The organism is Terrabacter sp. P2_E3 (assembly GCF_056403915.1).
The window spans coordinates 80,254-101,273 of sequence record NZ_JBFUEN010000007.1 but is presented as its reverse complement, the minus strand read 5'-3'; the positions used below and the strand labels follow the sequence as shown (position 1 = coordinate 101,273).

The following is a 21,020-nucleotide window of genomic DNA, read 5'->3' as shown; positions in this document are numbered from 1 at the left end:
GTGGACAGCCGGCGCACGGCTCTCACGTCCACAGCTGTGGATGACGGCCGTGCACAACCTCCAGCGCGGATCGCGCGAGTTATCCACACAGTTGTCCCCAGCTGGGGATGAATGACACATGTGTAACTACATCCACAGGCTTATCCACACCCGGTGGACAACTCTCGGCTCCCAGGGTGGAGAAGGACCCGACGGCCGTCAGAGCCGCGGCAGCCCGAGCTCGTCGACGACCCGCTCGGCGGTGGCGCGGGCGTCTCCGTGCGCGTTGTCCAGGCGCAGGTGACGGTGACCCGGCAGCAGCTGCTCGCCGTCCCGCGCGGGGTCGGTGTTGAGGCGGGCCCGCGACTCGAGGTCGACGACGTGGGAGCGGGCCCACTCGACGTCGCGCTTGCTGCGCTTGTGGTCCATCCGGTCGGTGCCACCCTCGCGGGCCAGCCGCACGTCCTGGGGCGCGTAGAGCTCGACGACGTCGATCGGTGCGCCGGCTCGCTCGACCGGCTCGACGAGCTCGTGCAGCTGCGCGAGGTCGCCGGGGTGGTCGAGGTCGATGGCGAAGGTGAAGACGAGGCCGGGCAGGTCGGCGACGACCGACTCGGCGATGACCTCGCGGCGGATCAGGCCGTTGATCCGCTGGAACGAGGGCGTGCCGAAGTCGTAGACCCCGAGCAGCGGCTCGATCGACATGTGGTTGTGGAAGAGCCGGAAGCCCGTCAGGTCGCACACGGCACGGCCCACCGTCATCTTGCCGACGGCGGGCGGGCCGGTGACGCAGACGAGGTGCACGGCGACCTCAGCCGAAGATGCTGAGCTCGCGGATGGCCTCGGGCACCGTGAGGTACTTGACGACGGTGACGGCGACGAGCAGCACGAGGACGGCGCTGAGCGCGGCCCAGACGAGATGGCGTACGCCCTGTCGTCGGAAGACGACGATGACGCCGGCGCAGACGACGCCGGTGACGAGGCCGCCGAGGTGGGCCTGCCACGAGATGCCGGGGTAGAAGAAGCCGAAGGCCGCGTTGATGGCGATCGTCGCGTACATCGCCGCCGAGGAGCGTCCGAGGTGCCGGTTGAGGACGAGGAGCGCGCCGAAGAGTCCGAAGATCGCGCCCGACGCGCCGACGACCGGGGTGAGCCACGCGTCGTCGAGGCCGGCCCGCAGACCCGGGATCGTCGGCGATCCCGCGAGGAGCGTCACGGCGACCTGTCCGCCGATGCCGCTGATGAGGTAGAGCGCCGCGAACCGGGCCCGACCGAGCATCGGCTCGAGGTACTGCCCGAGGCTCCACAGCGCGAACATGTTGAGCAGGATGTGGAAGATCGTCGCGGGCGAGTGCAGGAAGGCCGCGGTGACGAAGCGCCACGGCTCGGTCCACCCGACGACCGGCGCGAACGCGAAGTTCTGCGTGACGCTCGGGTTGGCCCGCTGCGCGAGGTAGGCGACGGCGCAGATCGCGATGATCGTGTAGGTGACGACGGGCGTGCCGTCGGTCGCTCGCCCACCGAAGACGGTGCGCGCGCTCGGCGTCGTGCGGGCGGCCTCACGCACGCAGTCGACGCACTGGATGCCGACGGCGGCCGGGCGCTGGCACTCCGGGCACGCCGGTCGGCCGCAGCGCTGGCAGCGGACGTAGGCCTCCCGGTCGGGGTGGCGCGGGCACACGGACGGACCGGCAGCGGGCAGCGGAACCCCCGGCTCGAGCGGGGGCTGATCCTGCTGGCCGCTGGGTGGGTTGTCAGACAACGGGAGTCCCCCTGCCGGTCACGTCCGTGGGCGGTGGTTCGGTGATGCGGGTGGTGCTGTCGTGCGGGTGGAGCGGAGGCTCAGTCCTCGATGGAGACCGAGTTGATGACGACGTCCTCGACGGGCTTGTCGTTGGCGCCGGTGGCGACGGCACCGATCTTGTCGACGACGTCGCGGGACGCCTGGTCGGCGACCTCACCGAAGATCGTGTGCTTGCCCTGGAGCCAGGTCGTCGCAGCGGTGGTGATGAAGAACTGCGAGCCGTTCGTGCCCTTGCCCATGCGCTTGCCGGCGTTGGCCATGGCGAGGATGTAGGGCTTGGTGAAGTCCTTGTCGGGGCTGATCTCGTCGTCGAACGCGTAGCCCGGACCGCCGAAGCCCTGACCGATCGGGCAGCCGCCCTGGATCATGAAGTTCGGGATGATGCGGTGGAAGATCAGGCCGTCGTAGAACGGGGTCGGGTTGGTCCGACCGGCGTCGTCCTTGTACTCCTTCTCGCCCTTGGCGAGACCGACGAAGTTCTCCACGGTCTTCGGGGCCTGGTGCTCGAAGAGGTCGATGACGATGTCACCGTGGTTCGTGTGCAGGGTTGCCTTCATGGGCCCAATCCTCGCACGACCGAGCACGTATGCCGTCCGGGCGGGTATGCGGCAGGGGTGGCGGAACGCTGGGGGTGGACCCACCGTTGGCCTAGGAGAAGGATCATCCTCACAGCAGTCGAGGACGCGACCCGATGACAGCCGGCCCGGAGCCGGCGCAGGACGGAGTGCCGATGTCGTTCATGGACAAGCTGAAGAAGAAGGCCGAGGAGCTCGACCTCGAGACCAAGGCCAAGCAGCTGCAGGACGCCGCCACGCAGGCGGCGAAGCAGGCGCGTGAGAAGGCGGGTGACTACACCGCGCAGAACCGCGAGAAGATCGACGGCTACGTCGAGACGGCCACGACGAAGATCGACGAGAAGACCGAGGGCAAGTACGCCGACAAGGTGGCCAAGGTCAAGGAGCACGTCGGCCGCGGCGTCGACAAGGTCGCCGAGGGTCACACCTCGGGACCGTCGACCGCCACGGGCGCTGCCGCTGCGGCGGGAGCCACGGACGTGACGGGCGGCGAGCCCTTCCCGGTCGACCCCGACGCCCCGGCCCCGGTGTCGGCCAGCCCGCTCGAGGCCCCGGCCCCGATCGACCGTCCGACGCCGGTCGACGAGCGCGGCTTCGACGCCGCCGCCGGCGACGTGCCGGTCCCGACCCGCGAGGCGCTCACCGACACGACCCTCGAGGACACCGTCCTCGGTCTCGACCACCCGCCGACGGCTCCGGCCGCGCACCCGGGCGCCCCGGCTCCCGAGGACGCCGACGCCGCCCCGCACGTGCCGCGACCGCCGCACGACACCACGAGCTGAACGGAGCGCGTGACGGCATCCGCGATCGGGATCGGTGACGATGCCGTCCACGCACGGAGGCAACCGTGCGGTGAGTGGCCGAAGTTGGCAGGATGGGTAAGGACGAGTGGACTTAGGAGGACGTATGTTCCGAACCAAGCAGTCCCGCACTGAGGCTGCAGTTGACCAGGCACGCTCCGCAGCAGCCGATCTCGGCTCGGCGGCAGGTGACCGGATCGGCACGCTGAAAGACAGCGCCGCTGACACCGCGAGCGATGCCGCCGCAGCCGCCAAGGATCGCGCGTATGCCGCGAAGGACGCCGCGACGCCGGCTGTCCAGGATGCCGCCGGCGCAGCGCGTGAGCGGCTCGTGGCGGCCAAGGAGGCGGCGACGCCTGCGCTCCAGGACGCAGCCGACACGGCCCGTGAGCGCTTCTACGACGCTGCGGCCACGGCCAAGGACGCCGCGGGCGACGCGCTCCACGAGGCGGCCGACCGCGCCAAGCCGAAGGTGGAGGCCGCCCAGTCGACGCTCGTCGACACGGTGCTGCCCAAGGTCGGCGCGGCCATCGCGACCGCCGCAGCCGCCCTCGCGGCCGGCGCCGAGCAGGCTCGCGAGGCGGCCCAGCCGCACCTCGAGCAGGCAGCCGTCCAGGCCAGGGAGTCGGCTGCCGTCGGCGGCCACCGTGCCCAGGACGCCTATTCGGTGCTCAAGGGTGACGCGGTCGCCAAGAAGCGTGGCGGCAAGGGCAAGTGGCTCATCGCCATCGGCCTGACCGCCGCCGCTGTCGCGGCGGTCGCAGCCTTCCGCAAGCAGAAGCAGGCCGACGACCCGTGGGCCACGCCGCTCGACACGCGCGCCGGCGCCGGTGGCGGTGGCTCGACGACCTCGGCCCTGGCCTCCGACGCGGCGACGCTCAAGGACAAGGCGGCCGAGCAGGTCGGCCACGCCAAGGACGCCGTCACCGACGCCGCGAGCAAGGCCAAGGAGAAGGGCTCCGAGCTCGCCGACGCCGCCAAGGACAAGGCCGGCGACCTCGCGGCCAAGGGCCAGGCCGCCATCGCCGACGCGAAGGACCGCTCGGGCGAGGCCGTCGACGACGCGACCGACGCGACGACCGACGCGGTGGACGAGCTCGCGGGTGCACCCGCGACCGCCGAGGGTGAGGTCACCGCGGTCGACGCCGCGCCCGACTCCGACGCGATCACGTCCGATGCGGTCGAGGGCGGCACGATCAACGGCGCCTCGACGAAGTCGTCCCCGCGTGGCTCGGCCAAGGCCAAGCTCGCGCAGGAGAACGGCGACAGCACGAAGTGACACCCTCCGGTGCCGGTCCCCCCGGGGCCCGGCGCCGGACCGGAGGCACACAGAGAAGGACCCGGATGCCGTGGGCATCCGGGTCCTTCTCTGCTTGAGCTGGCTCGCTCCGACAGGGGGACAGAGCGAGCCAGCACATGCAGAAGGGCTGGGCGCGGTTCGTGCGGGCCCAACCCTTCGCTACCACCAGTCTAGACCCTGTCCGGCTGGTTGCGCGAGGGGCTCGATGAAGATTGCATCACATCAAGCGCGTCAGTTCGGTTCCTTCCACGCATCACACCCACGAGCTCCGGTGTCCCTGAAGGGACTCGGAGACTTGCTGCACCACCGAGCATGGCACCAGAGCCGGGGTTGCGCCAGAGGAAGATCCCGTGGATTCGCTGTGGGCTCTCGAGCAGGACGGAGATCGTCCAGGACTGTCTGATTTGCCCCGAACTCTTGACGCCCCTTTTCGCCCACCTCTACGGTCCTACCCACTGAGGGTGACTGAATGTGAGCGAAAGGATGCTTGAATGAGCAGTTTCAAACACACAGCGCGGAGAGGGGTGGTGGCCTTCGCGGGCGCCGCCGTCGCCCTCTCGGGCCTGGTGCTGGTCTCCGGCCCGGCACAGGCCGCCGATGCGCACCTCGGTGACGTCACGGCCTACAGCCGCAGCGGCGACACCTACACGTTCGGCTCGGGCGTGGCGAAGCTGCGCGTCGAGGTCGACGACACGGACCTGCTGCGCGTCCAGGTCGCGCCCGACGGCACCTTCACCGACCCCGCGTCGGCGGACCCGGCCGATCCGTCCGCTCCGGACGCCGACATCGTCGTCAAGCGGGACTACGCCGGCGGCGGGTCCAGCGTGACGGACACCGGCACGGCATACGTCATCTCGACGGCCAAGGCGCGGCTCACGGTCACGAAGTCCCCGATCACCCTCCGGCTGCAGGACGCGAGCGGCGCCGAGCTGATGCGTGAGACGGCGCCACTGGCGTGGAGCGCGAGCGGCATGACGCAGACCCTCGCCCGGGGAGCTCAGGAGCAGTTCTTCGGCGGCGGCATGCAGAACGGCCGCTTCAGCCATCGGGACACCTCGATCACGATCAGCCGCGACGACAACTGGGACGACGGCGGCAATCCCAACGCGGCGCCCTTCTACCTCTCCAGCGCGGGCTACGGCGTGCTGCGCAACACCTTCGCGCCCGGCACCTACGACTTCCACGCTCCGGTGCGCACGACGCACCAGGAGCAGCGCTTCGACGCGTACTACTTCGTCGGCGACACGCGGCAGGTGCTCGACGGCTACACCGAGCTGACCGGACGCCCGCTCATGCTGCCGATGTACGCGCTCGAGGTCGGCGATGCCGACTGCTACCTGCACAACGCCAACCGCGGTGAGCGCGAGACGCTGCGCGACACGACCGCGATCGCCGACGGCTACGCGGCCAACCGCATGCCGCTCGGGTGGACGCTCGTCAACGACGGCTACGGCTGCGGCTACGAGGACCTCCCCGAGACGCACGAGATGCTCGTCGACCACGGCTCCGAGCTCGGGCTGTGGACGCAGTCGGACCTGACGAACCAGCCGTACGAGGTCGCGAGCGGGGTGCGCGTGCGCAAGACCGACGTGGCGTGGGTCGGGCCGGGCTACCGCTTCGCGCTCGACGCGTGCGAGAAGGCCCGCGACGGGATCGAGTCGGGCAGCACCGACCGCGCGACCGTCCTGACCATCGAGGGGTGGGCAGGCACGCAGCGCTGCGGCGCGATGTGGAGCGGCGACCAGTCGGGCTCGTGGGACTACATCAAGTGGCAGATCCCGACGTATGCCGGCTCGACCCTGTCGGGGCAGCACGTGACCACGGGTGACATCGACGGCATCTTCGGGGGCAGCGCGGACACGTACACGCGTGACCTCCAGTGGAAGATGTTCCTCCCGATGACGTACGCCATGAGCGGGTGGGCGGCCAAGGACAAGCAGCCGTACCGCTACGGCGAGCCGTACACCTCGATCAACCGGAGCTACCTCGAGCTGCACGAGCGGCTGCTGCCCTACCTCTACACGCACACGGTGAACGGGTCCCGCACCGGTCTGGGGCCGACGCGTCCGCTCTACGCCAACTACCCGAAGGACCCCGCGACGTGGGGCGACGCGGCGAAGTACGAGTTCCTCGCCGGTGACGACTTCCTCGTCGCACCGGTCTACTCCGACACCACCGTGCGCGACGGCATCTACCTGCCCGAGGGGACGTGGGTCGACTACTGGACGGGCCGGCTCCACTCCGGCGGGCAGACGGTGAACGGCTACAAGGCGCCGCTCGACCGGCTGCCGCTCTTCGTCCGCGCCGGCGCCGTCGTGCCGATGTTCGCCGAGGGCACGCTCGACTGGAAGGCCGCCAAGGACTCGGGCCGCCTCGACCTCGACGTCTATCCGTCGGGCACGTCGACCTTCACGAACTACGAGGACGACGGCCGCTCGCAGGCGTGGAAGTCCGGCGCGAGCGCGTCCCAGCGCTTCGACGTCGCGGCGCCGGCGACCGGCAAGGGTCCGGTGACGGTGACCCTCGGGTCGGTGAACGGCTCGTACGCCGGCAAGCCTGCCGCGCGTGGCTACGGCCTGGCCGTGCACACGAACACGGCGCCCTCGGCAATTGCCGTCGACGGGGTGGAGGTCGGTGGCGTGGCCTCGACGTCGGCGCTCGACGCCACTGCCTCCGGGTGGTTCTACGACGCCGCCACGGGCGTCATCCACGTCAAGACGGCGTCGGTGTCGACGGGCACCTCGCACTCGGTGCGGATCACCGGTGCCGGCGCGGTCGGGGGCGCCCAGCCGGGTGAGCTGAACGCGACCCTCGACGTCACGGCCCCGGTCATCTCGGTGCCCGGGGAGGGCCGCGAGGTCTCGGCGACGTTCACGAACGCGACGGGCAAGCCGGTCCAGGTGACGTCGGCGTCGGTCGGCGTCCCGTCCGGCTGGACGTCGGTGGCCTCCGGGCCGACGACGGCCACGGACCTCAAGGACGGTGGCACGTTCACCGCCCGCTTCAGCGTGACACCCCCGGCAGGAGCGACACCCGGGCAGTATGCCGTGACGGCCTCGGCGGCATACACCGTGCGGGACGTCTCACGGACCGTCACGGACACCACGAAGACGCGGCTGGCGTTCCCGTCGCTCGCGAGCGCCTTCAGCAACGTCGGCGTCACGGCACAGGCGTCGCCGGCCGCCGGTGACATCGACGGCGGCGGCTCGAGCTTCATCGCCGAACGGCTTGCGGCGCAGGGCGTCTCGCCCGGGGCGAAGGTTCCCGCAAACGGCTTCGACTTCACCTGGCCGTCGTCGCAGCCGGGGACGAAGGACAACGTCGCGTCGGCCGGCGAGACGATCCAGGTCTCGGGGCGGGGCAACGCCCTGGCGTTCCTCGGGACGGGGACGAGTGGCTCGGCGGGTGGTGCGGCGACCGTGCACTACACGGACGGCTCGTCGGCCGCGGTGACCGTCGGCTTCCCGAACTGGTGCTGCCTCGCGACCGACACCTACGGCGCCAAGACGGCCGTCACGACGATGGGCAAGAACACGCCCACCGGAGCGGCATACCCGACCGTCGCGTACCGGCTCTACACGAAGACGGTGCGGCTCGACCCGGCCAAGGAGGTCACCGCGGTGACGCTGCCGGCCAACTCGGCGGTGCACGTCTTCGCGATGACCGTGGGCACCGAGGACGTCGTGCCGCCGCCGATCGCCGACGGGCAGTACTCGCTCGGCAACGTCGGGTCGGGGCTCGCCCTCGAGGCGCCGGGGGCCGACTCGGCCCAGCTCGGCACCGCGGCGGTGTCGTCGTCGGCCTCGCAGAAGTGGGTCGTGACGCTGCAGGACTCGGGCGCGTACCAGGTGAAGAACGCGCAGAGCGGGCAGTGCATGGACGTCTTCTCGAGCTCGCAGACGTCGGGCGCGCTCGTCGGGCAGTACACCTGCACCGGGACGACGAACCAGCAGTGGAACGTCACGCGGTCGGGCACGCAGCTGAAGCTGACGGCCAAGCACAGCGGACTGTCGCTCGCGGTCGACGGCTCCGGCAAGGTCGTCCAGGTGACCGACACCGGTGCGGCGACCCAGCGCTGGACGGCGACGGCGAGCTAACCGCCGCCGGGTCGGGCCCGGGACGGGCCCGGTTCGAGGTATTGCGCGCGTGGGAACGCGCACGTGAGTACCTCGAACCGGGCCTGCGCTATGTCCCAATCGTGTCGGTCCGCACTGCTACGTTCTGCTCGCCCGGCAGCCGCCGGAGCAACAGGGGACTCACAGAAGGCACCTCACACATGCGTTCAGCACTGCAGCGCGTGGGAGCGGCACTGGCGGGGGCGTTGATCGCCACCTCGGTCGTCGCCGCTCCTGCATCCGCCGAACCCGCCACCCTCTCGGGGACGGTCGTCGACGACGCCACGGGCGCCGCCGTCCCGGCCTGCGTCATCGTCTACGACACGTCGTACTCGTACATCGACCAGGCCTGCACCGACGAGCTCGGCGCGTGGAGCGTCACCACGACCGAGTCCGGCGTCGCCTACAAGGTCGAGATCCAGCCCTACGACGGCGTCCACCTGCCCGAGTGGGCCACGGACGCCGACGGCTTCGACTCGGCGGCCGAGGTCGTGGCTCCCGCAACCGTCGCGGCGCGGGTGGCCGAGGGCGCCGTCGTCACGGGGCACCTCACCCGGTCCGACGGCTCGCCCGCCGACGGCACCTCGGTGTCGCTGTGGCCCGAGAACGCTGCCGCCGCCACGGGTTTCGCCTACGTCTCGGACGGCACCTGGCGCGCGCTCGTCGCTCCGGGGAGCTACCAGGTCGAGTTCAGCAACCAGCCGTTCCACCAGTGGGCCACCGGTGCGGCTGACCGCGGAGCAGCCACGGTGTTCACCGCTGCTGCCGGTGCCGACACGACCGTCGACGACGTCCTGACCGTCGAGGAGGCGGTGTCACTCGAGGGGACCATCACCGACGCCCGGACCGGAGCACCCCTCGACGGCTGCGTCACGGCCTACGTCGCGGAGACGTACGACTACGCCTCCTCCGCGTGCACCGGATGGGAAGACGGCACGACCGGCCAGTGGAAGATCTACGGGCTGCCCGTCGGGGTCGGCTACAAGGTCGAGGTCAGCAGCTACGACGGGATCCACCTCGGCGAGTGGGCCCAGGACGCGTCCGACTTCGGCACGGCCGACGAGTACGTCACCCCGGCGACCGTCGACGTCGCCCTCGCCACCGGCAGTTCCCTGACCGGCACCCTGCGCGGGACCGACGGTCAGCCCGTCTCGGACGGCTACGTCTACATCGAGCCCGACGACGGCTCGCCGAGTCTCTACGCGTCGATCGAGATGGACGGGACGTGGCGGTCCGTCGTCGCTCCCGGCGCCTACCGCGTCGAGCTCTCGTCCGGAGGCGCGGACCAGTGGGCCGTCGGAGCCTCGACCCGCGACGAGGCCACGGTATTCACCGTCGGTGAGGGCGAGACCGTCGACGCGTCCGACCAGCTGCTGCCCGGAGCACAGGTCAGCGGCACCGTCACGAGCACGACCGGCGCTCCCGTCGAGGGCGCGTGCGTGGACGTCATCCGGATGCCCGTCGCTGACTGGCCCGAGACGGCGGGCCAGGCCTGCACCGACGCATCGGGCCACTACGAGGCCGACCTCTGGGGCGGTGGAGGCACCTTCACGGCGCGCATCTCCGACCCGGAGGGCCGGTTCGTCCAGGAGTACTACGACGACAAGGCGACCCTGACGGCCGCCGACACGTTCAGCGTCGTCCGTGGCCGGCCGACCATCGTCGACGCGGCCCTCGCGAAGGGCGCGACGATCAGCGGCCTCGCCGTCGACGCCAAGCTCGGCACGCCTCTCGCCGGCGCCTGCCCCGACGCGTACGTCGGCCACGCCGGCGCGCGCGTCGACGGCCAGGTCGCGACGTGCAGCGACGCGACCGGCCGTTGGACGGTCGCAGGCCTCCCGGCCGGGTCGTATGCCATCCACCTCGGGATGGGCCACGGCCCCTACCCGTCGGGTGACGTCTGGGCGTTCAAGGCGACCTCGCAGGCGACAGCCGACCTCGTCACGGTCAAGGCCGGCGCGACGAAGACGATCCGCAACGTCAAGATCGACCCGCCGGTGACGATCTCGGGCCGGATCACCGACCCGTTCGGCAACCCCGTGGAGGGGGCCACCATCAACCCGCGTGGGCAGCTGCTCGACCGCAGCGGCGAGTGCTTCGACTGCGCCACGACCGACGCGGACGGGCGCTACACGCTCGGCCCGATCGCGGCCGGCACCTACCGTCCGGTTGTCTACACCGGCTACTTCAGCTCGGGCACGTGGGCACCGGAGTGGTCGGGCAACTCGACGACGTACGAGGGTGCGACGCCGATCACGGTCAAGGCGGGGCGGTCCGCCGCCTTCTCGGCACAGCTCGCGCCGGCCAGCACGATCTCCGGCGAGCTCGTCAACGCCGATGGGTCTCCTGCCGGCGAGGGCTGGATCGGGTTCATCGAAAGCTCGACCGGTGCACACATGGGTGACTTCGACGTGTTCGGTGGCAACAACTTCCGGCCCGTCACCCTGCCGGCCGGCGACTTCCGCATCCACCTCGAGAACGCCTACACGGGCGAGGAGGCCTGGTACGACTCGTCGTCGACCGAGTCCGGCGCCACCGTCGTCACCCTCCGTGAGGGCGAGAACCGCTACCTGACGATCCACCTGCCGGCGTCGGCTCGCTGAGTCGAGCGCCGGGTCGGGCCCGGTTCGAGGTAGTCCGCGCGTGGAAACACGCACGCGACCACCTCGAACCGGGCCTTCGTCGTCTCAGGAACCGGTCGCCGGCAGGCCGTAGGCGCGGACGGCGTTGTCGCGGGCGATCATCCGGACGACCCTGCTGGCGTCCACGGCGGACCACTCGTCGGCGTCGACGAAGCCACCGACCACCCGGGCGATCGCGTTGCGCCACAAGCGTGCTCCGAGGAAGTGCAGCTCGGACGGACCACAGGCGTCCGAGCTGTAGAGCACCTGGCCGAAGGGGGCGAGCTCGAGGCTGCGAGCCACGAGCGCGGTCGCCCGCGCCCCTACGAAGTTCACCGAGAGCCCGACGTCGAGGAAGACGTTGCGGAAGGCCTGCGCGAGGTAGCCAGCCTGTCGCTCGAACGGGTAGCAGTGCAGCAGCATGACCGGCACGCGCGCGATCTCGGGCAGCCGGAGGAGGTCGGTGAGGAGCAGGGGGTCGGAGCGGCGCAGGTCCATGTCCCGGTCGCCGAGGCCGACGTGGAGCTGCAGGGGCAGTCCCAGCTCGGCCGCCTCGTGGATGCCGAAGGCGATGAGCCGCGGGTCGGTGAGTCGGACCGAGCCGGTGCGTGCCACGTCCCTGAGCCAGGCCGCGACGTGGCGTTCGACCTGGGCGTCGCTCGGACGGCTCAGGTCGACGTCGAACCCCGCACGGTAGGCGAGCACCGACTTCGCCGCGACGCCACCACGCGCCCGCTCGGCGAGCAGCGTGCGGAATGCGGCGGCATACGCCGTCGGTTCGATCCCGTCGGCCACCAGAGACTCGGCGAGCGACTCGAGCCTCACGACCTCGTGGGCGCGGCCGCCGCCGGTGGCGGCGAGCTCGGTGGGCGTCAGCAGGTCGTCCGCTCGATGCCCGGTGTCGACGAGCCAGTCGCTGACCCCCGCCGCGGCGAGGAAGCGCCGGTTGACCTCGTCCTCGCCGAGCTCGGACCGCCGGGCCCAGTAGTCGTCGGGACTCGCGTGGCGGTCGAGCCCGAGCAGGGGAGCGCACCACGCACGGACCGCGAAGCCCACCTGGCCGTCGAAGGGGTCCACGTCGGGAAGCAGGGGGTCGGTGTCGGCCTCGTTGAGCGCGTCGCCGTAGGCCGCCCGGCTGGGAGCCGCTCGGAAGGCGCCGTGCACGTGGTGGTCGACGAGGGGCGTGGCGGCGAGCTCGGCGAGCAGGTCGCGTGCGGCTCCGTCGAGGCCGAGCGTCATCTCAGATCGACCAGGTGAGTCGGAGACGCTCGCAGAGCTGCTCAGGTGCGAGGCCCGCGAAGGCGTCCCGCTCGTGGCGTCGGACGGCGAGCAGGGCTGCCGCCGCCCGCTCACCGAGGACGCGCTCAGCGACCGATCCGGTGAAGGCGTCGAGAATCGCACCCTGGTCGGTCAGGACGAGCGAGAGTCCGGTCCGCGCGCGGTCGGCGTCGTCGAGCTGCCCTGTGTCGCGGACGGTTTCAGGCGGGAGCGGCAACCGGCGCTGGATGCCGTCATGGATCAGGCCGAGCAGTACCGCCGAGGCGAGGTAGGGGTTTGCCGACGGGTCCGCGAGCTTCGCCTCGATGTTCGCGCCGTGCGGGTTCGAGGGTCCGCCGGCGAGGAAACGCACTGCGGCCTCGCGGTTCTCGGCGCCCCAGCAGATCGTCGCTCCCGACCACAGACCGGGTCGGAGCCTACGACCCGAGACGATCGAGCCCGTGAGGACGGCCTGCGCCCCGATGAGCCCGTCGAGAAGCCCGGCGATGGCGTGCCCACCCCGCGTCGACAGGCGGTGCGGCGTCGTGACGGCCGGGTCGTCGAAGAGGTTGACGCCCTCGGAGGCGAGGGAGAGGTGCTGGTGCGCGCCGTTGCCGACCGTGCTGGCGAAAGGGACCGGTGAGAAGGAGGCCGCCAGGCCGTGCGCGCGGGTGACGATCCCGATGACGGTCTTGAGCAGGACCACCGAGTCCGCGGCCTCGACGGGGCCTGCCGGCGCCAGCGACACCTCGAGCTGGTGGGGGCCGTACTCCGCATGGAGCTGCTCGATCCCGAGCCCGGCAGCCGTCGCGACATCGACGATCTCGGCGATGAGCGCCGATCGGTCGACGACGGCCGACAGGCCGTAGGGCGTCCATGCGCCGTGCGGGAGCGCAGAGCCGTCCGGTGCGACGAGGACGAACTCGAGCTCGTGGCCGACCCGGGCGGTCAGGCCGGCGGCGGCCAGCCGGGCGACCACCTCGGCCAGGACGTGCCGCGGCGCGGTCGGGTCCGGCTCGCCGTCCTGCGTCACCACGTGGGTGGGCCCAGCGGCCAGCCCACCGGGCAGCACGCGTACGCCCTCGGGCACGAGACGCATCCGCAGGTCGCCGACCGCGTCGTAGAACGGCGTGAACTGGATCGAGCCGTCGAGGGAGTAGCCGTGGTGGACCGGCGACATGCCGGCTCCGGCGGCGACGAAGGCGGCCGTGCGCTCGACGGGCATCGACTTCGCGTGGACGAGGTTGGAGGCGTTGGTCGCCCACCCGGCCACGACGCGTACGCCTTGGCGGGTGAGGGACTCGGTGAGGTCATCGGCGTCCGGCACGCTCGAGCTCATGACGGCAGTCTGCCCCCGCCCGACCCGTCCCGGCGCCCCAACGACCGGACCCGCGGGCCCGGGAGTGTCTCCTGACCTGTTGAAAGCCACGTCTCGCTCGCGCCGGGCCCCGCTACCATCGAAAGGAAGCGGGTCCGGCGCCGTGAGGTGGGCCGATGGGGACGAGCATTGACGTGACGCTCCACGAGCGTGGGGCCGATGCCGCGCGTGTCGACCTGCTGCACCGACAGTTCCGTCAGGAGCTGCGGCACGTGGACGCCGTCGATGTCGTGCCGTCCTCGGGACAGCTCCCCGGACCTGTCGAACCCGGCGCGCGCGGGCTGGACCCCGAGACGATGAACGCCCTGGCCGTCGCGGTGATCGGATCAGGTGGTCTCGCGGGGCTCATCTCGTCGCTGCGGGCCTGGCTCGGGCGCGCCTCCGAGGAGACGCGAAGCGTGCGGCTCGAGATCAGCGGCGACGTCATCGAGCTGTCCGGGGCCAGCTCGGTCGAGCAGGAGGACCTGCTCAGGATCTTCTTGGCGCGGCACGGGGCACCGCCGCCATGAACGACACCGCGGCGGCCGGCGCCCGGCGAGCGCTCATCATCGCCAACGACACCTACGACCACGCGAGCCTCGGCCAGCTGCGCGCCCCCGAGGCCGACGCGCGCGCCCTCGCGGCCGTCCTCGGCGATCCGGAGATCGGCGGCTTCGAGGTGTCGATCGTGCACAACGCCGCCTCCTACGAGGTGCAGTCGCACATCGACGACCTCTTCACGGAGAGTCGCCCGGACGACCTGCTGCTGCTGCACTTCTCGGGCCACGGGCTCAAGAGCGACTCGGGCGAGCTGTTCGTCGCGGCGCGCAACACCCGCCCGGACCGGCTGGGATCCACGGCGGTGCCGGCCGACTTCATCCAGCGCTGCATGCGCACCGCGCGGGCTCGCACCATCGTGCTCTTCCTCGACTGCTGCTACGGCGGTGCCTTCGGCGAGGGCGTCGCGGTTCGGGCGGCCGGACCGGTGAACGTCATGGAGAGCTTCCCGGCCGGGCGCTTGGGAGGCGGCCGCGGGCGCGCGGTGATCAGTGCCTCGAGCGCCATGGAGTACGCGTTCGAGGGGACGACCCTGACCAGCGACCACGAGGTCCAGCCGTCGGTCTTCACCTCGGCGGTCGTGCACGGGCTGCTGACGGGCGAGGCGGACCGCGACGAGGACGGCCTCGTGTCGCTGGGCGAGCTCTACGACTACGTCTTCGACCGGGTCCGAGAACAGAATCCCCGTCAGACACCCGGGCGAGACGTCGAGATGTCCGGCGACGTCTACCTCGCGAAGAGCCGCCACAAGAAGGTGCGGCCGGTGCCGATCCCGGAGGCGATCGTGGCGGCCCTGCGTGAGCCCGACCCGACCTACCGACGCGGTGCCGTCGTCGAGCTCCGCGACCGGCTCGGACACCCCGACCTGGGCGTTGCGCTCGGCGCACTCGAGGCGCTCCAGGCCGTCGCCCGCGCCGACACGAAGTCCGTGGCCGACGATGCCGCCGCTGTCATCGACGCCTCGGCACCCCGGGTCAGCCCTCCGGCCCTGGACTTCGGCGAGATCGCCTTCGGGGCTGCGGTCGCTGTCGAGCGCGAGCTGCACGTGGCCGGCGTGCCGCTGGCACGAGAGGTCCGCGTCGAGGCCGACCCACCGCTCAGCGCTGTCGTGGACGGTTCCGTCGTGACCGTGACCTTCTCCCCGACCGACAGGCCGTATGCCGGCAGCCTCACCCTGACGAGTCCGACGGGGTCCGTCATCGTGCCGGTCACCGCCTCGGTCGGACGTCGGACCGGGTTCCTCGAGTCACCTCCACGCCCGCCCGAGCCCGCAGCGACCGCGGCCAGCGTGACGGACCCCGACTCCCACTCGGGACCCGATGACGAGCAGTTCGTCGGTCGACGCCTGCGGCCCGTCGAGACCTCACGCGACGACGCGTCGGTGTCAGGGCCTGCGTCGGCGTCGTCGGCCACCGTCGTGGGACCGACCGCTGCACCGGCGGAAGCCGAGTCGGTATCCCCGCCCCAACCGTCCGCTCCACCCGCGACACCCGACGAGCCTCCCGGCTCCAGCGACCTTCCCGCGCAGCCCGACCCCGTCACGGCCGCCGCGGCACACCGCACGACGGCGCCGGCGTGGCGACGAGTCGCGGGTGGGGCGACCCTCGTCGGTGGCCTCCTCCTCCTCCTGAGCATCTTCCTGCCCTGGTTCGACGGCGGGACCTACGCCGACAACGCACCCGAGCAGCTCCCCGCAGCAATCACCCGTGGCCTGCTGGCTCTGGCCGCCGGGGTCACGATGCTCGTGCCCCGTGTCAGGGCAGCAGTGGCGGTGGCGCTGCTCACCTCGACCGGCGCCGCTTGCGGTGCAGGCTCGCTCACCCTCGTCGGGGTGTTCAACGCGTCCGGCGCCGACCGCGTCGACATCGGCTGGCTGGTGGCGTTGGTCGGTGAGCTCCTCGTCGGCGCAACAGCCCTCGCGACCCTGCTGGCCGTGACGTCGCGGACACGGGTGCCGTTCCGACGGTTCGACCAGCGTGCCTGGACCTCGGTCGTGGCCCTGGGTCTCGGGATCGCCACGACCGCCGTCTTCATCGCGTATGCCGTCCACGTCGCCGATCAGGCCTCGACGTACTGGGGGGCTGTCACCTTGCTCTGGGGTCTGTTGACCCTGGGGCTCACCGTGTCCTCGGTGCTGCTCGAGCCCGCCGTGGGCCGGGCGCTGCTCGGCGGGTGGGCCGTCGGCGCCCTGAGCTACTCGGTGTCGGAGTGGGTCTACCTCAACCGCATGGACAGCGATCCACATGCCGTCCCGGTGCTGACCTTCGCGTGCGGGCTGCTCCTGCTGGCAGCAGCGGCGCTCCGCGACGGGTCGATCGACGGACCGACACCTCCCGCCACCTGATCGGGCGTGACGTCGCGCATCAGATCGCGCGCTCGATGTCGTCAGGACGCACCGATCGCACGATCTCGCGCCCGAAGAGCCAGCTCCATCACGCCATGACCCAGCCCCGAGAGCACGAACGACCTCGCCCGATGGACGAGGTCGTTGCTGGTGGAGCCAAGGGGACTCGAACCCCTAACCCCCTGCTTGCAAAGCAGGTGCGCTACCAATTGCGCCATGGCCCCGAGTGGGGGAGAGCGGCCTCAGGCCGAGGTGTCGGCCTCGTCGGTCGCCGTGGGGGCGGTGGCCGGTGCGACGGGCGCCTGCACGTCGTCGGTGGCCTGGGTCCACAGGTCCTGCTCGGCCTGCTGCTGCTTCGCCTTCTTGCGAAGGAAGACGACGCCGGCGACGGCTGCACCGACGAGGGCGAGACGCTTCAGCATGCGAGGGATCCTCTCCGTGGTGGCGGTGATGGTGGGCCTAGGAGGACTTGAACCTCCGACCTCTTCCTTATCAGGGAAGCGCTCTAACCGTCTGAGCTATAGGCCCATCGTCACCTTCGCGCGCCTGATCCACACCATCAGAGATGACGACCGGACGCGAGGGGAAACGTTACCCGATGCACCTCGCCTCATACAAAACGGCCCCCGCCCGTGAGGGTAGGGGCCGCTTGCGTATGCCGTGTGGCCGCGTCCGCGACGCCGGCCGAGAGCCGACGGGGGCCGGCTCAGACCGGCCCGGACCGGCTCAGTCGTCGGTGAGCGTCAGCTGCACGCCGCCGACGAGGGCGGAGCAGATGTTGTAGAGGAAGGCCATGACGGTCGCGATCGCCGTCATGAGGATGACGTCGATGACACCGATGACGATCGAGAGCGACACGACGCGGCCGAAGCCGACGTAGTCCTTGATCGAGAACGGGTCGGACGTCGTCGTCTGGAGCGACTGGAGCACGCCCTCGATGTCGGTGAAGACGTTCATCGTCGACAGGATCATCCACAGGACGGCCGTGAGGATGACGCCGGCGATGCCGAGCGCGACGGAGAGCAGGAAGCTCATCTTCATGACCGACCACGGGTCGACGCGCGCGACGGCGAGGCGGACGCGACGCGGGCCCTTGGGCTTGCGGTGCGCGGTCGTGGTGCGCGCACCGGCGGCGGTCGACGACCCGGCGCCGGACTGGCCGGAGCCGACCCGCTGCGTCGGGGCCGTCCGGTTGGTGACCGCCCCGCGCGAGAGCGCGGTGGCCGGGTCCGCGCTCGAGGCACCCGACGTGCTGCCGGACGACCCGCTCGAACCGGTCGAGGCGTAGTAAGAGCCGTTCTGGCCCTGGTCGTCGGTGAAGCCGGAGCCGCTGCCCGTCCGGGTCGACGTGCCCGGGCTGCTCAGGGAGCCCTCAGGGCTGGTCGCGCTCATTCGTCACCTCCGTTGTCGGTGTCCGACGAGCTCGCCTCGTCACCCGACGTCTGGTCCGACGGTACGCCATCGGCGCCGGGAACCGTAGCGGGCGCTCCCGGAGCGGACGTCGCGTCGCCCTCAGCCCCCTCGCCGTCCTCGACCTCGCCCACGACGATGGCGGACTCGGCGTTGCGGGCCACGGCGACGATCGAGTCGCCCTTGTCGGGCGTCGCGAACTTGACACCCTGCGACGAGCGGCCGGTGTGGCGCACCTCGTCGACGCGCGAGCGCACGATCTTGCCCTTCTCCATGACGACCATGACCTCGTCGGTGTCGATGACCGTGAGGGCGCCGACGAGATCGCCGCCCTTCTCGGAGAGCTTGGCGACCTTGATGCCGAGGCCGCCGCGACCCTGGAGGCGGTACTCCGAGACCGGGGTGCGCTTGGCGAGACCGTTCTCGAAGACGACGAACACGTCGGGGCTCTCGCCCTCCTCGACGACCGACATGGCGAGCAGGTCGTCGCCGTCGCGGAACTTCATGCCCGTGACGCCCGAGGTCGAGCGGCCCATCGGGCGCAGCGCCTCGTCGGTCGCGGTGAAGCGCACCGACTGGCCCTTGCGCGAGACGAGCAGCAGGTCGTCGCGGTTGGAGGCCAGGCCGGCGCCGACGAGCTCGTCGCCCTCGCGGAGGTTGACCGCGATGAGGCCGCCGGAGCGGTTGGAGTCGTAGTCGGCCAGGCGCGTCTTCTTGACGAGGCCCGCGCGGGTGGCGAGGACGAGGTAGTCGGCCTTCGCGTAGTCACGGACCGCGAGCACCTGGGCGATCTGCTCGCCGGGCTGGAACGCGAGCAGGTTGGCCACGTGCTGGCCCTTGCTGTCGCGCGAGCCCTCGGGCAGCTCGTAGGCCTTGGCGCGGTAGACCCGGCCGAGGTTGGTGAAGAAGAGCAGCCAGTGGTGGGTCGTCGTCGTGAAGAAGTGCTCGACGACGTCCTCGCCACGCAGCGATGCACCACGGACGCCCTTGCCGCCGCGCTTCTGCGAGCGGTACTGGTCGACGCGCGTGCGCTTGGCGTAGCCGCCACGGGTGATCGTGACGACGACGTCCTCCTCGGGGATGAGGTCCTCCATCGACATGTCGCCGTCGAAGGGCACGATCGTCGTGCGCCGCTCGTCGCCGTAGCGCTCGACGATCCCGGCGAGCTCCTCGCTGATGATCTCGCGCTGGCGCACCGGCGAGGCGAGGATCGCGGTGTACTCGTCGATGAGTGCCTGCAGCTCGTCGTGGGCCTCGATGAGCTTCTCGCGCTCGAGGGCCGCGAGGCGGCGCAGCTGCATGTTGAGGATCGCGTTGGCCTGGATCTCGTCGATCTCGAGCAGCTCGATGAGACCGTCGCGGGCGATCTCGACGGTGCGCGAGCCCCGGATGAGGGCGATGACCTCGTCGAGCCGGTCGAGCGCCTTGAGCAGGCCACGCAGGATGTGGATGTCGGCCTGGGCCTTGCGCAGGCGGAAGGTCGTGCGCCGGACGATGACCTCGACCTGGTGGTCGACCCAGTGCCGGATGAAGCCGTCGAGCGGCAGGGTGCGCGGCACCTCGTCGACGAGGGCGAGCATGTTGGCGCCGAAGGTCGTCTGCAGCTGCGTGTGCTTGTAGAGGTTGTTGAGCACGACCTTGGCGACGGCGTCACGCTTGAGCGTGATGACGAGACGCTGGCCCGTGCGCCCCGAGGTCTCGTCGTTGATGTCGGCAATGCCGGAGATCTTGCCGTCCTTGACGAGGTCGGCGATCTTCATCGCGAGCATGTCGGGGTTGACCTGGTACGGAAGCTCGGTGACGACGAGGCACTGCCGGTTGCGGATCTCCTCGACCTCGACGACGGCCCGCATGATGATCGAGCCGCGGCCCGTGCGGTAGGCGTCCTCGATGCCCTTGTGCCCCATGATCAGGGCGCCGGTCGGGAAGTCCGGGCCCTTGATGATCCCGAGCAGCGCCTCGAGGAGGTCCTCGCGCGAGATGTCCGGGTGGTCGAGGTAGTACTGCGCGCCGGCCGCGACCTCGCGCAGGTTGTGCGCGGGGATCTGCGTGGCCATGCCGACCGCGATGCCGGCCGAGCCGTTGACGAGCAGGTTCGGGAAGCGGCTCGGCAGCACGGCGGGCTGCATCGTCTTGCCGTCGTAGTTCGGGACGAAGTCGACGGTGTCCTGCTCGATGTCGCGCACCATCTCCATCGCGATCGAGGCCATCCGGCACTCGGTGTATCGCGGTGCAGCAGCGCCGTCGTTCCCGCGGGAGCCGAAGTTGCCCTGACCGTCGACGAGGGGATAGCGCAGCGACCAGTCCTGCACGAGGCGCACGAGGGCGTCGTAGATCGCCGAGTCGCCGTGCGGGTGGTAGTGACCCATGACGTCGCCGACGACGCGCGCGCACTTGTTGTAGCCCCGGTCGGGGCGGTAGCCGCCGTCGTACATCGCGTAGACGATGCGGCGGTGCACGGGCTTGAGGCCGTCGCGGACGTCGGGCAGCGCGCGCGACACGATGACCGACATGGCGTACTCGATGTAGCTGCGCTGCATCTCGGTGTTGAGGTCGATCGGCTCGACCCGGTCGTGCTGCGGGAGGTCGGTCGGCACGACGACCGCCCTGGCGTTCGGGTCGCCGTCGTCGTCGTTCGCGTCGGTGGCGTCCGGGTCGGGCCCGAGGATGTCCTCGATGCTCGGGTCGGGCGTCTCGTCGCCAGGTGTCTCGTTGCCGGGCGTCTCGTTGACGTCGTCTCCGTCGTTGGGAGGCAGGTCGTCGCTCACGTCAGATCCCTTTGTCTCTCAGTCACATTCGTACAGTTCGTGGGGCACCGGTGATGGCGTATGCCGTGTCGTGCGTTTCACGTGGAACGTCCCGTCCCAGAGGGGCCGGGCGAACGGCATACGTCCTCGGTG

14 protein-coding genes and 2 tRNA genes are annotated in these 21,020 nt (G+C 70.9%); 6 read left to right on the top strand and 10 right to left on the bottom strand.

Translation table 11 applies throughout. The features are described 5' to 3' along the window. Window positions 1-198: 198 nt before the first annotated feature. From AC1DW8_RS10655 to AC1DW8_RS10645, 3 genes are all read right to left on the bottom strand, one after another. Window positions 199-783, bottom strand: a complete 585-nt coding sequence (locus tag AC1DW8_RS10655) for a P-loop nucleotide/nucleoside kinase family protein (protein WP_056780515.1) — start codon at window positions 781-783, stop codon at window positions 199-201. A 7-nt stretch (window positions 784-790) separates the two neighbouring features. Continuing rightward, window positions 791-1,741 (bottom strand): rhomboid family intramembrane serine protease, encoded by a 951-nt coding sequence (locus AC1DW8_RS10650; protein WP_478093848.1) that lies wholly within the window; start codon window positions 1,739-1,741, stop codon window positions 791-793. An 80-nt stretch (window positions 1,742-1,821) separates the two neighbouring features. After that, a complete protein-coding gene (locus AC1DW8_RS10645; RefSeq protein ID WP_478093846.1) occupies window positions 1,822-2,340 on the bottom strand; it encodes a peptidylprolyl isomerase in 519 nt (172 codons plus the stop codon). A 134-nt stretch (window positions 2,341-2,474) separates the two neighbouring features. Here AC1DW8_RS10645 and AC1DW8_RS10640 point away from each other — a divergent pair, with 134 nt between their 5' ends. From AC1DW8_RS10640 to AC1DW8_RS10625, 4 genes are all read left to right on the top strand, one after another. Next, window positions 2,475-3,140 (top strand): Rv0909 family putative TA system antitoxin, encoded by a 666-nt coding sequence (locus AC1DW8_RS10640; protein WP_056780505.1) that lies wholly within the window; start codon window positions 2,475-2,477, stop codon window positions 3,138-3,140. A 124-nt stretch (window positions 3,141-3,264) separates the two neighbouring features. Further along, a complete protein-coding gene (locus tag AC1DW8_RS10635) occupies window positions 3,265-4,437 on the top strand; it encodes a hypothetical protein (protein ID WP_056780503.1) in 1,173 nt (390 codons plus the stop codon). Between the two features lie 512 nt (window positions 4,438-4,949). Next, window positions 4,950-8,555 (top strand): TIM-barrel domain-containing protein, encoded by a 3,606-nt coding sequence (locus tag AC1DW8_RS10630; protein ID WP_478093843.1) that lies wholly within the window; start codon window positions 4,950-4,952, stop codon window positions 8,553-8,555. Between the two features lie 179 nt (window positions 8,556-8,734). Continuing rightward, window positions 8,735-11,176: a carboxypeptidase regulatory-like domain-containing protein gene (locus AC1DW8_RS10625; protein WP_478093841.1), complete on the top strand. Its 2,442-nt coding sequence runs from the start codon at window positions 8,735-8,737 to the stop codon at window positions 11,174-11,176. An 84-nt stretch (window positions 11,177-11,260) separates the two neighbouring features. Here AC1DW8_RS10625 and AC1DW8_RS10620 read toward each other — a convergent pair whose 3' ends face one another. Both AC1DW8_RS10620 and AC1DW8_RS10615 read right to left on the bottom strand, forming a co-directional pair. Next, complete coding sequence (locus AC1DW8_RS10620; protein WP_478093839.1) at window positions 11,261-12,433, bottom strand: amidohydrolase family protein; 1,173 nt, start codon at window positions 12,431-12,433, stop codon at window positions 11,261-11,263. A gap of 1 nt (window position 12,434) precedes the next feature. Continuing rightward, window positions 12,435-13,790: a type I glutamate--ammonia ligase gene (locus tag AC1DW8_RS10615; RefSeq protein ID WP_478093837.1), complete on the bottom strand. Its 1,356-nt coding sequence runs from the start codon at window positions 13,788-13,790 to the stop codon at window positions 12,435-12,437. A 155-nt stretch (window positions 13,791-13,945) separates the two neighbouring features. Between AC1DW8_RS10615 and AC1DW8_RS10610 the strand changes: the two genes are divergently transcribed. Both AC1DW8_RS10610 and AC1DW8_RS10605 read left to right on the top strand, forming a co-directional pair. Continuing rightward, window positions 13,946-14,338 (top strand): effector-associated constant component EACC1, encoded by a 393-nt coding sequence (locus tag AC1DW8_RS10610; protein ID WP_157623328.1) that lies wholly within the window; start codon window positions 13,946-13,948, stop codon window positions 14,336-14,338. Further along, entirely contained in the window at window positions 14,335-16,710 is a 2,376-nt protein-coding gene (locus AC1DW8_RS10605; RefSeq protein WP_478093834.1) for a caspase family protein, read from the top strand. Before AC1DW8_RS10610 ends, AC1DW8_RS10605 begins: the two co-directional genes overlap by 4 nt. A 148-nt stretch (window positions 16,711-16,858) precedes the next feature. Here the strand turns inward: AC1DW8_RS10605 and AC1DW8_RS10600 are convergent. The 5 genes from AC1DW8_RS10600 to gyrA all read right to left on the bottom strand — a co-directional run bounded on the left by AC1DW8_RS10600 (window position 16,859) and on the right by gyrA (window position 20,888). Then, window positions 16,859-16,934, bottom strand: a tRNA-Ala gene (locus AC1DW8_RS10600). Window positions 16,935-16,952: 18 nt separating this feature from the next. After that, complete coding sequence (locus AC1DW8_RS10595) at window positions 16,953-17,132, bottom strand: DLW-39 family protein (RefSeq protein ID WP_056780483.1); 180 nt, start codon at window positions 17,130-17,132, stop codon at window positions 16,953-16,955. A 29-nt stretch (window positions 17,133-17,161) separates the two neighbouring features. Then, a tRNA-Ile gene (locus tag AC1DW8_RS10590) sits at window positions 17,162-17,238 on the bottom strand. 198 nt (window positions 17,239-17,436) lie between these two features. Beyond that, the gene (locus AC1DW8_RS10585; protein ID WP_235508546.1) at window positions 17,437-18,102 is read right to left on the bottom strand and encodes a DUF3566 domain-containing protein; all 666 of its coding nucleotides are present in this window, start codon (window positions 18,100-18,102) and stop codon (window positions 17,437-17,439) included. Continuing rightward, window positions 18,099-20,888: a DNA gyrase subunit A gene (gene gyrA, locus AC1DW8_RS10580; RefSeq protein ID WP_478093832.1), complete on the bottom strand. Its 2,790-nt coding sequence runs from the start codon at window positions 20,886-20,888 to the stop codon at window positions 18,099-18,101. Before gyrA ends, AC1DW8_RS10585 begins: the two co-directional genes overlap by 4 nt. Window positions 20,889-21,020 lie beyond the last annotated feature (132 nt).

Coding starts and splice junctions, on each gene's coding strand:
- AC1DW8_RS10630 (WP_478093843.1), top strand. CDS start 4,950: ATGAGCAGTTTCAAACACACAGCGCGGAGAGGGGTGGTGGCCTTCGCG.
- AC1DW8_RS10625 (WP_478093841.1), top strand. CDS start 8,735: ATGCGTTCAGCACTGCAGCGCGTGGGAGCGGCACTGGCGGGGGCGTTG.
- AC1DW8_RS10640 (WP_056780505.1), top strand. CDS start 2,475: ATGACAGCCGGCCCGGAGCCGGCGCAGGACGGAGTGCCGATGTCGTTC.
- AC1DW8_RS10595 (WP_056780483.1), bottom strand. CDS start 17,132: ATGCTGAAGCGTCTCGCCCTCGTCGGTGCAGCCGTCGCCGGCGTCGTC.
- AC1DW8_RS10605 (WP_478093834.1), top strand. CDS start 14,335: ATGAACGACACCGCGGCGGCCGGCGCCCGGCGAGCGCTCATCATCGCC.
- AC1DW8_RS10585 (WP_235508546.1), bottom strand. CDS start 18,102: ATGAGCGCGACCAGCCCTGAGGGCTCCCTGAGCAGCCCGGGCACGTCG.
- AC1DW8_RS10635 (WP_056780503.1), top strand. CDS start 3,265: ATGTTCCGAACCAAGCAGTCCCGCACTGAGGCTGCAGTTGACCAGGCA.
- AC1DW8_RS10610 (WP_157623328.1), top strand. CDS start 13,946: ATGGGGACGAGCATTGACGTGACGCTCCACGAGCGTGGGGCCGATGCC.
- AC1DW8_RS10620 (WP_478093839.1), bottom strand. CDS start 12,433: ATGACGCTCGGCCTCGACGGAGCCGCACGCGACCTGCTCGCCGAGCTC.
- AC1DW8_RS10645 (WP_478093846.1), bottom strand. CDS start 2,340: ATGAAGGCAACCCTGCACACGAACCACGGTGACATCGTCATCGACCTC.
- AC1DW8_RS10615 (WP_478093837.1), bottom strand. CDS start 13,790: ATGAGCTCGAGCGTGCCGGACGCCGATGACCTCACCGAGTCCCTCACC.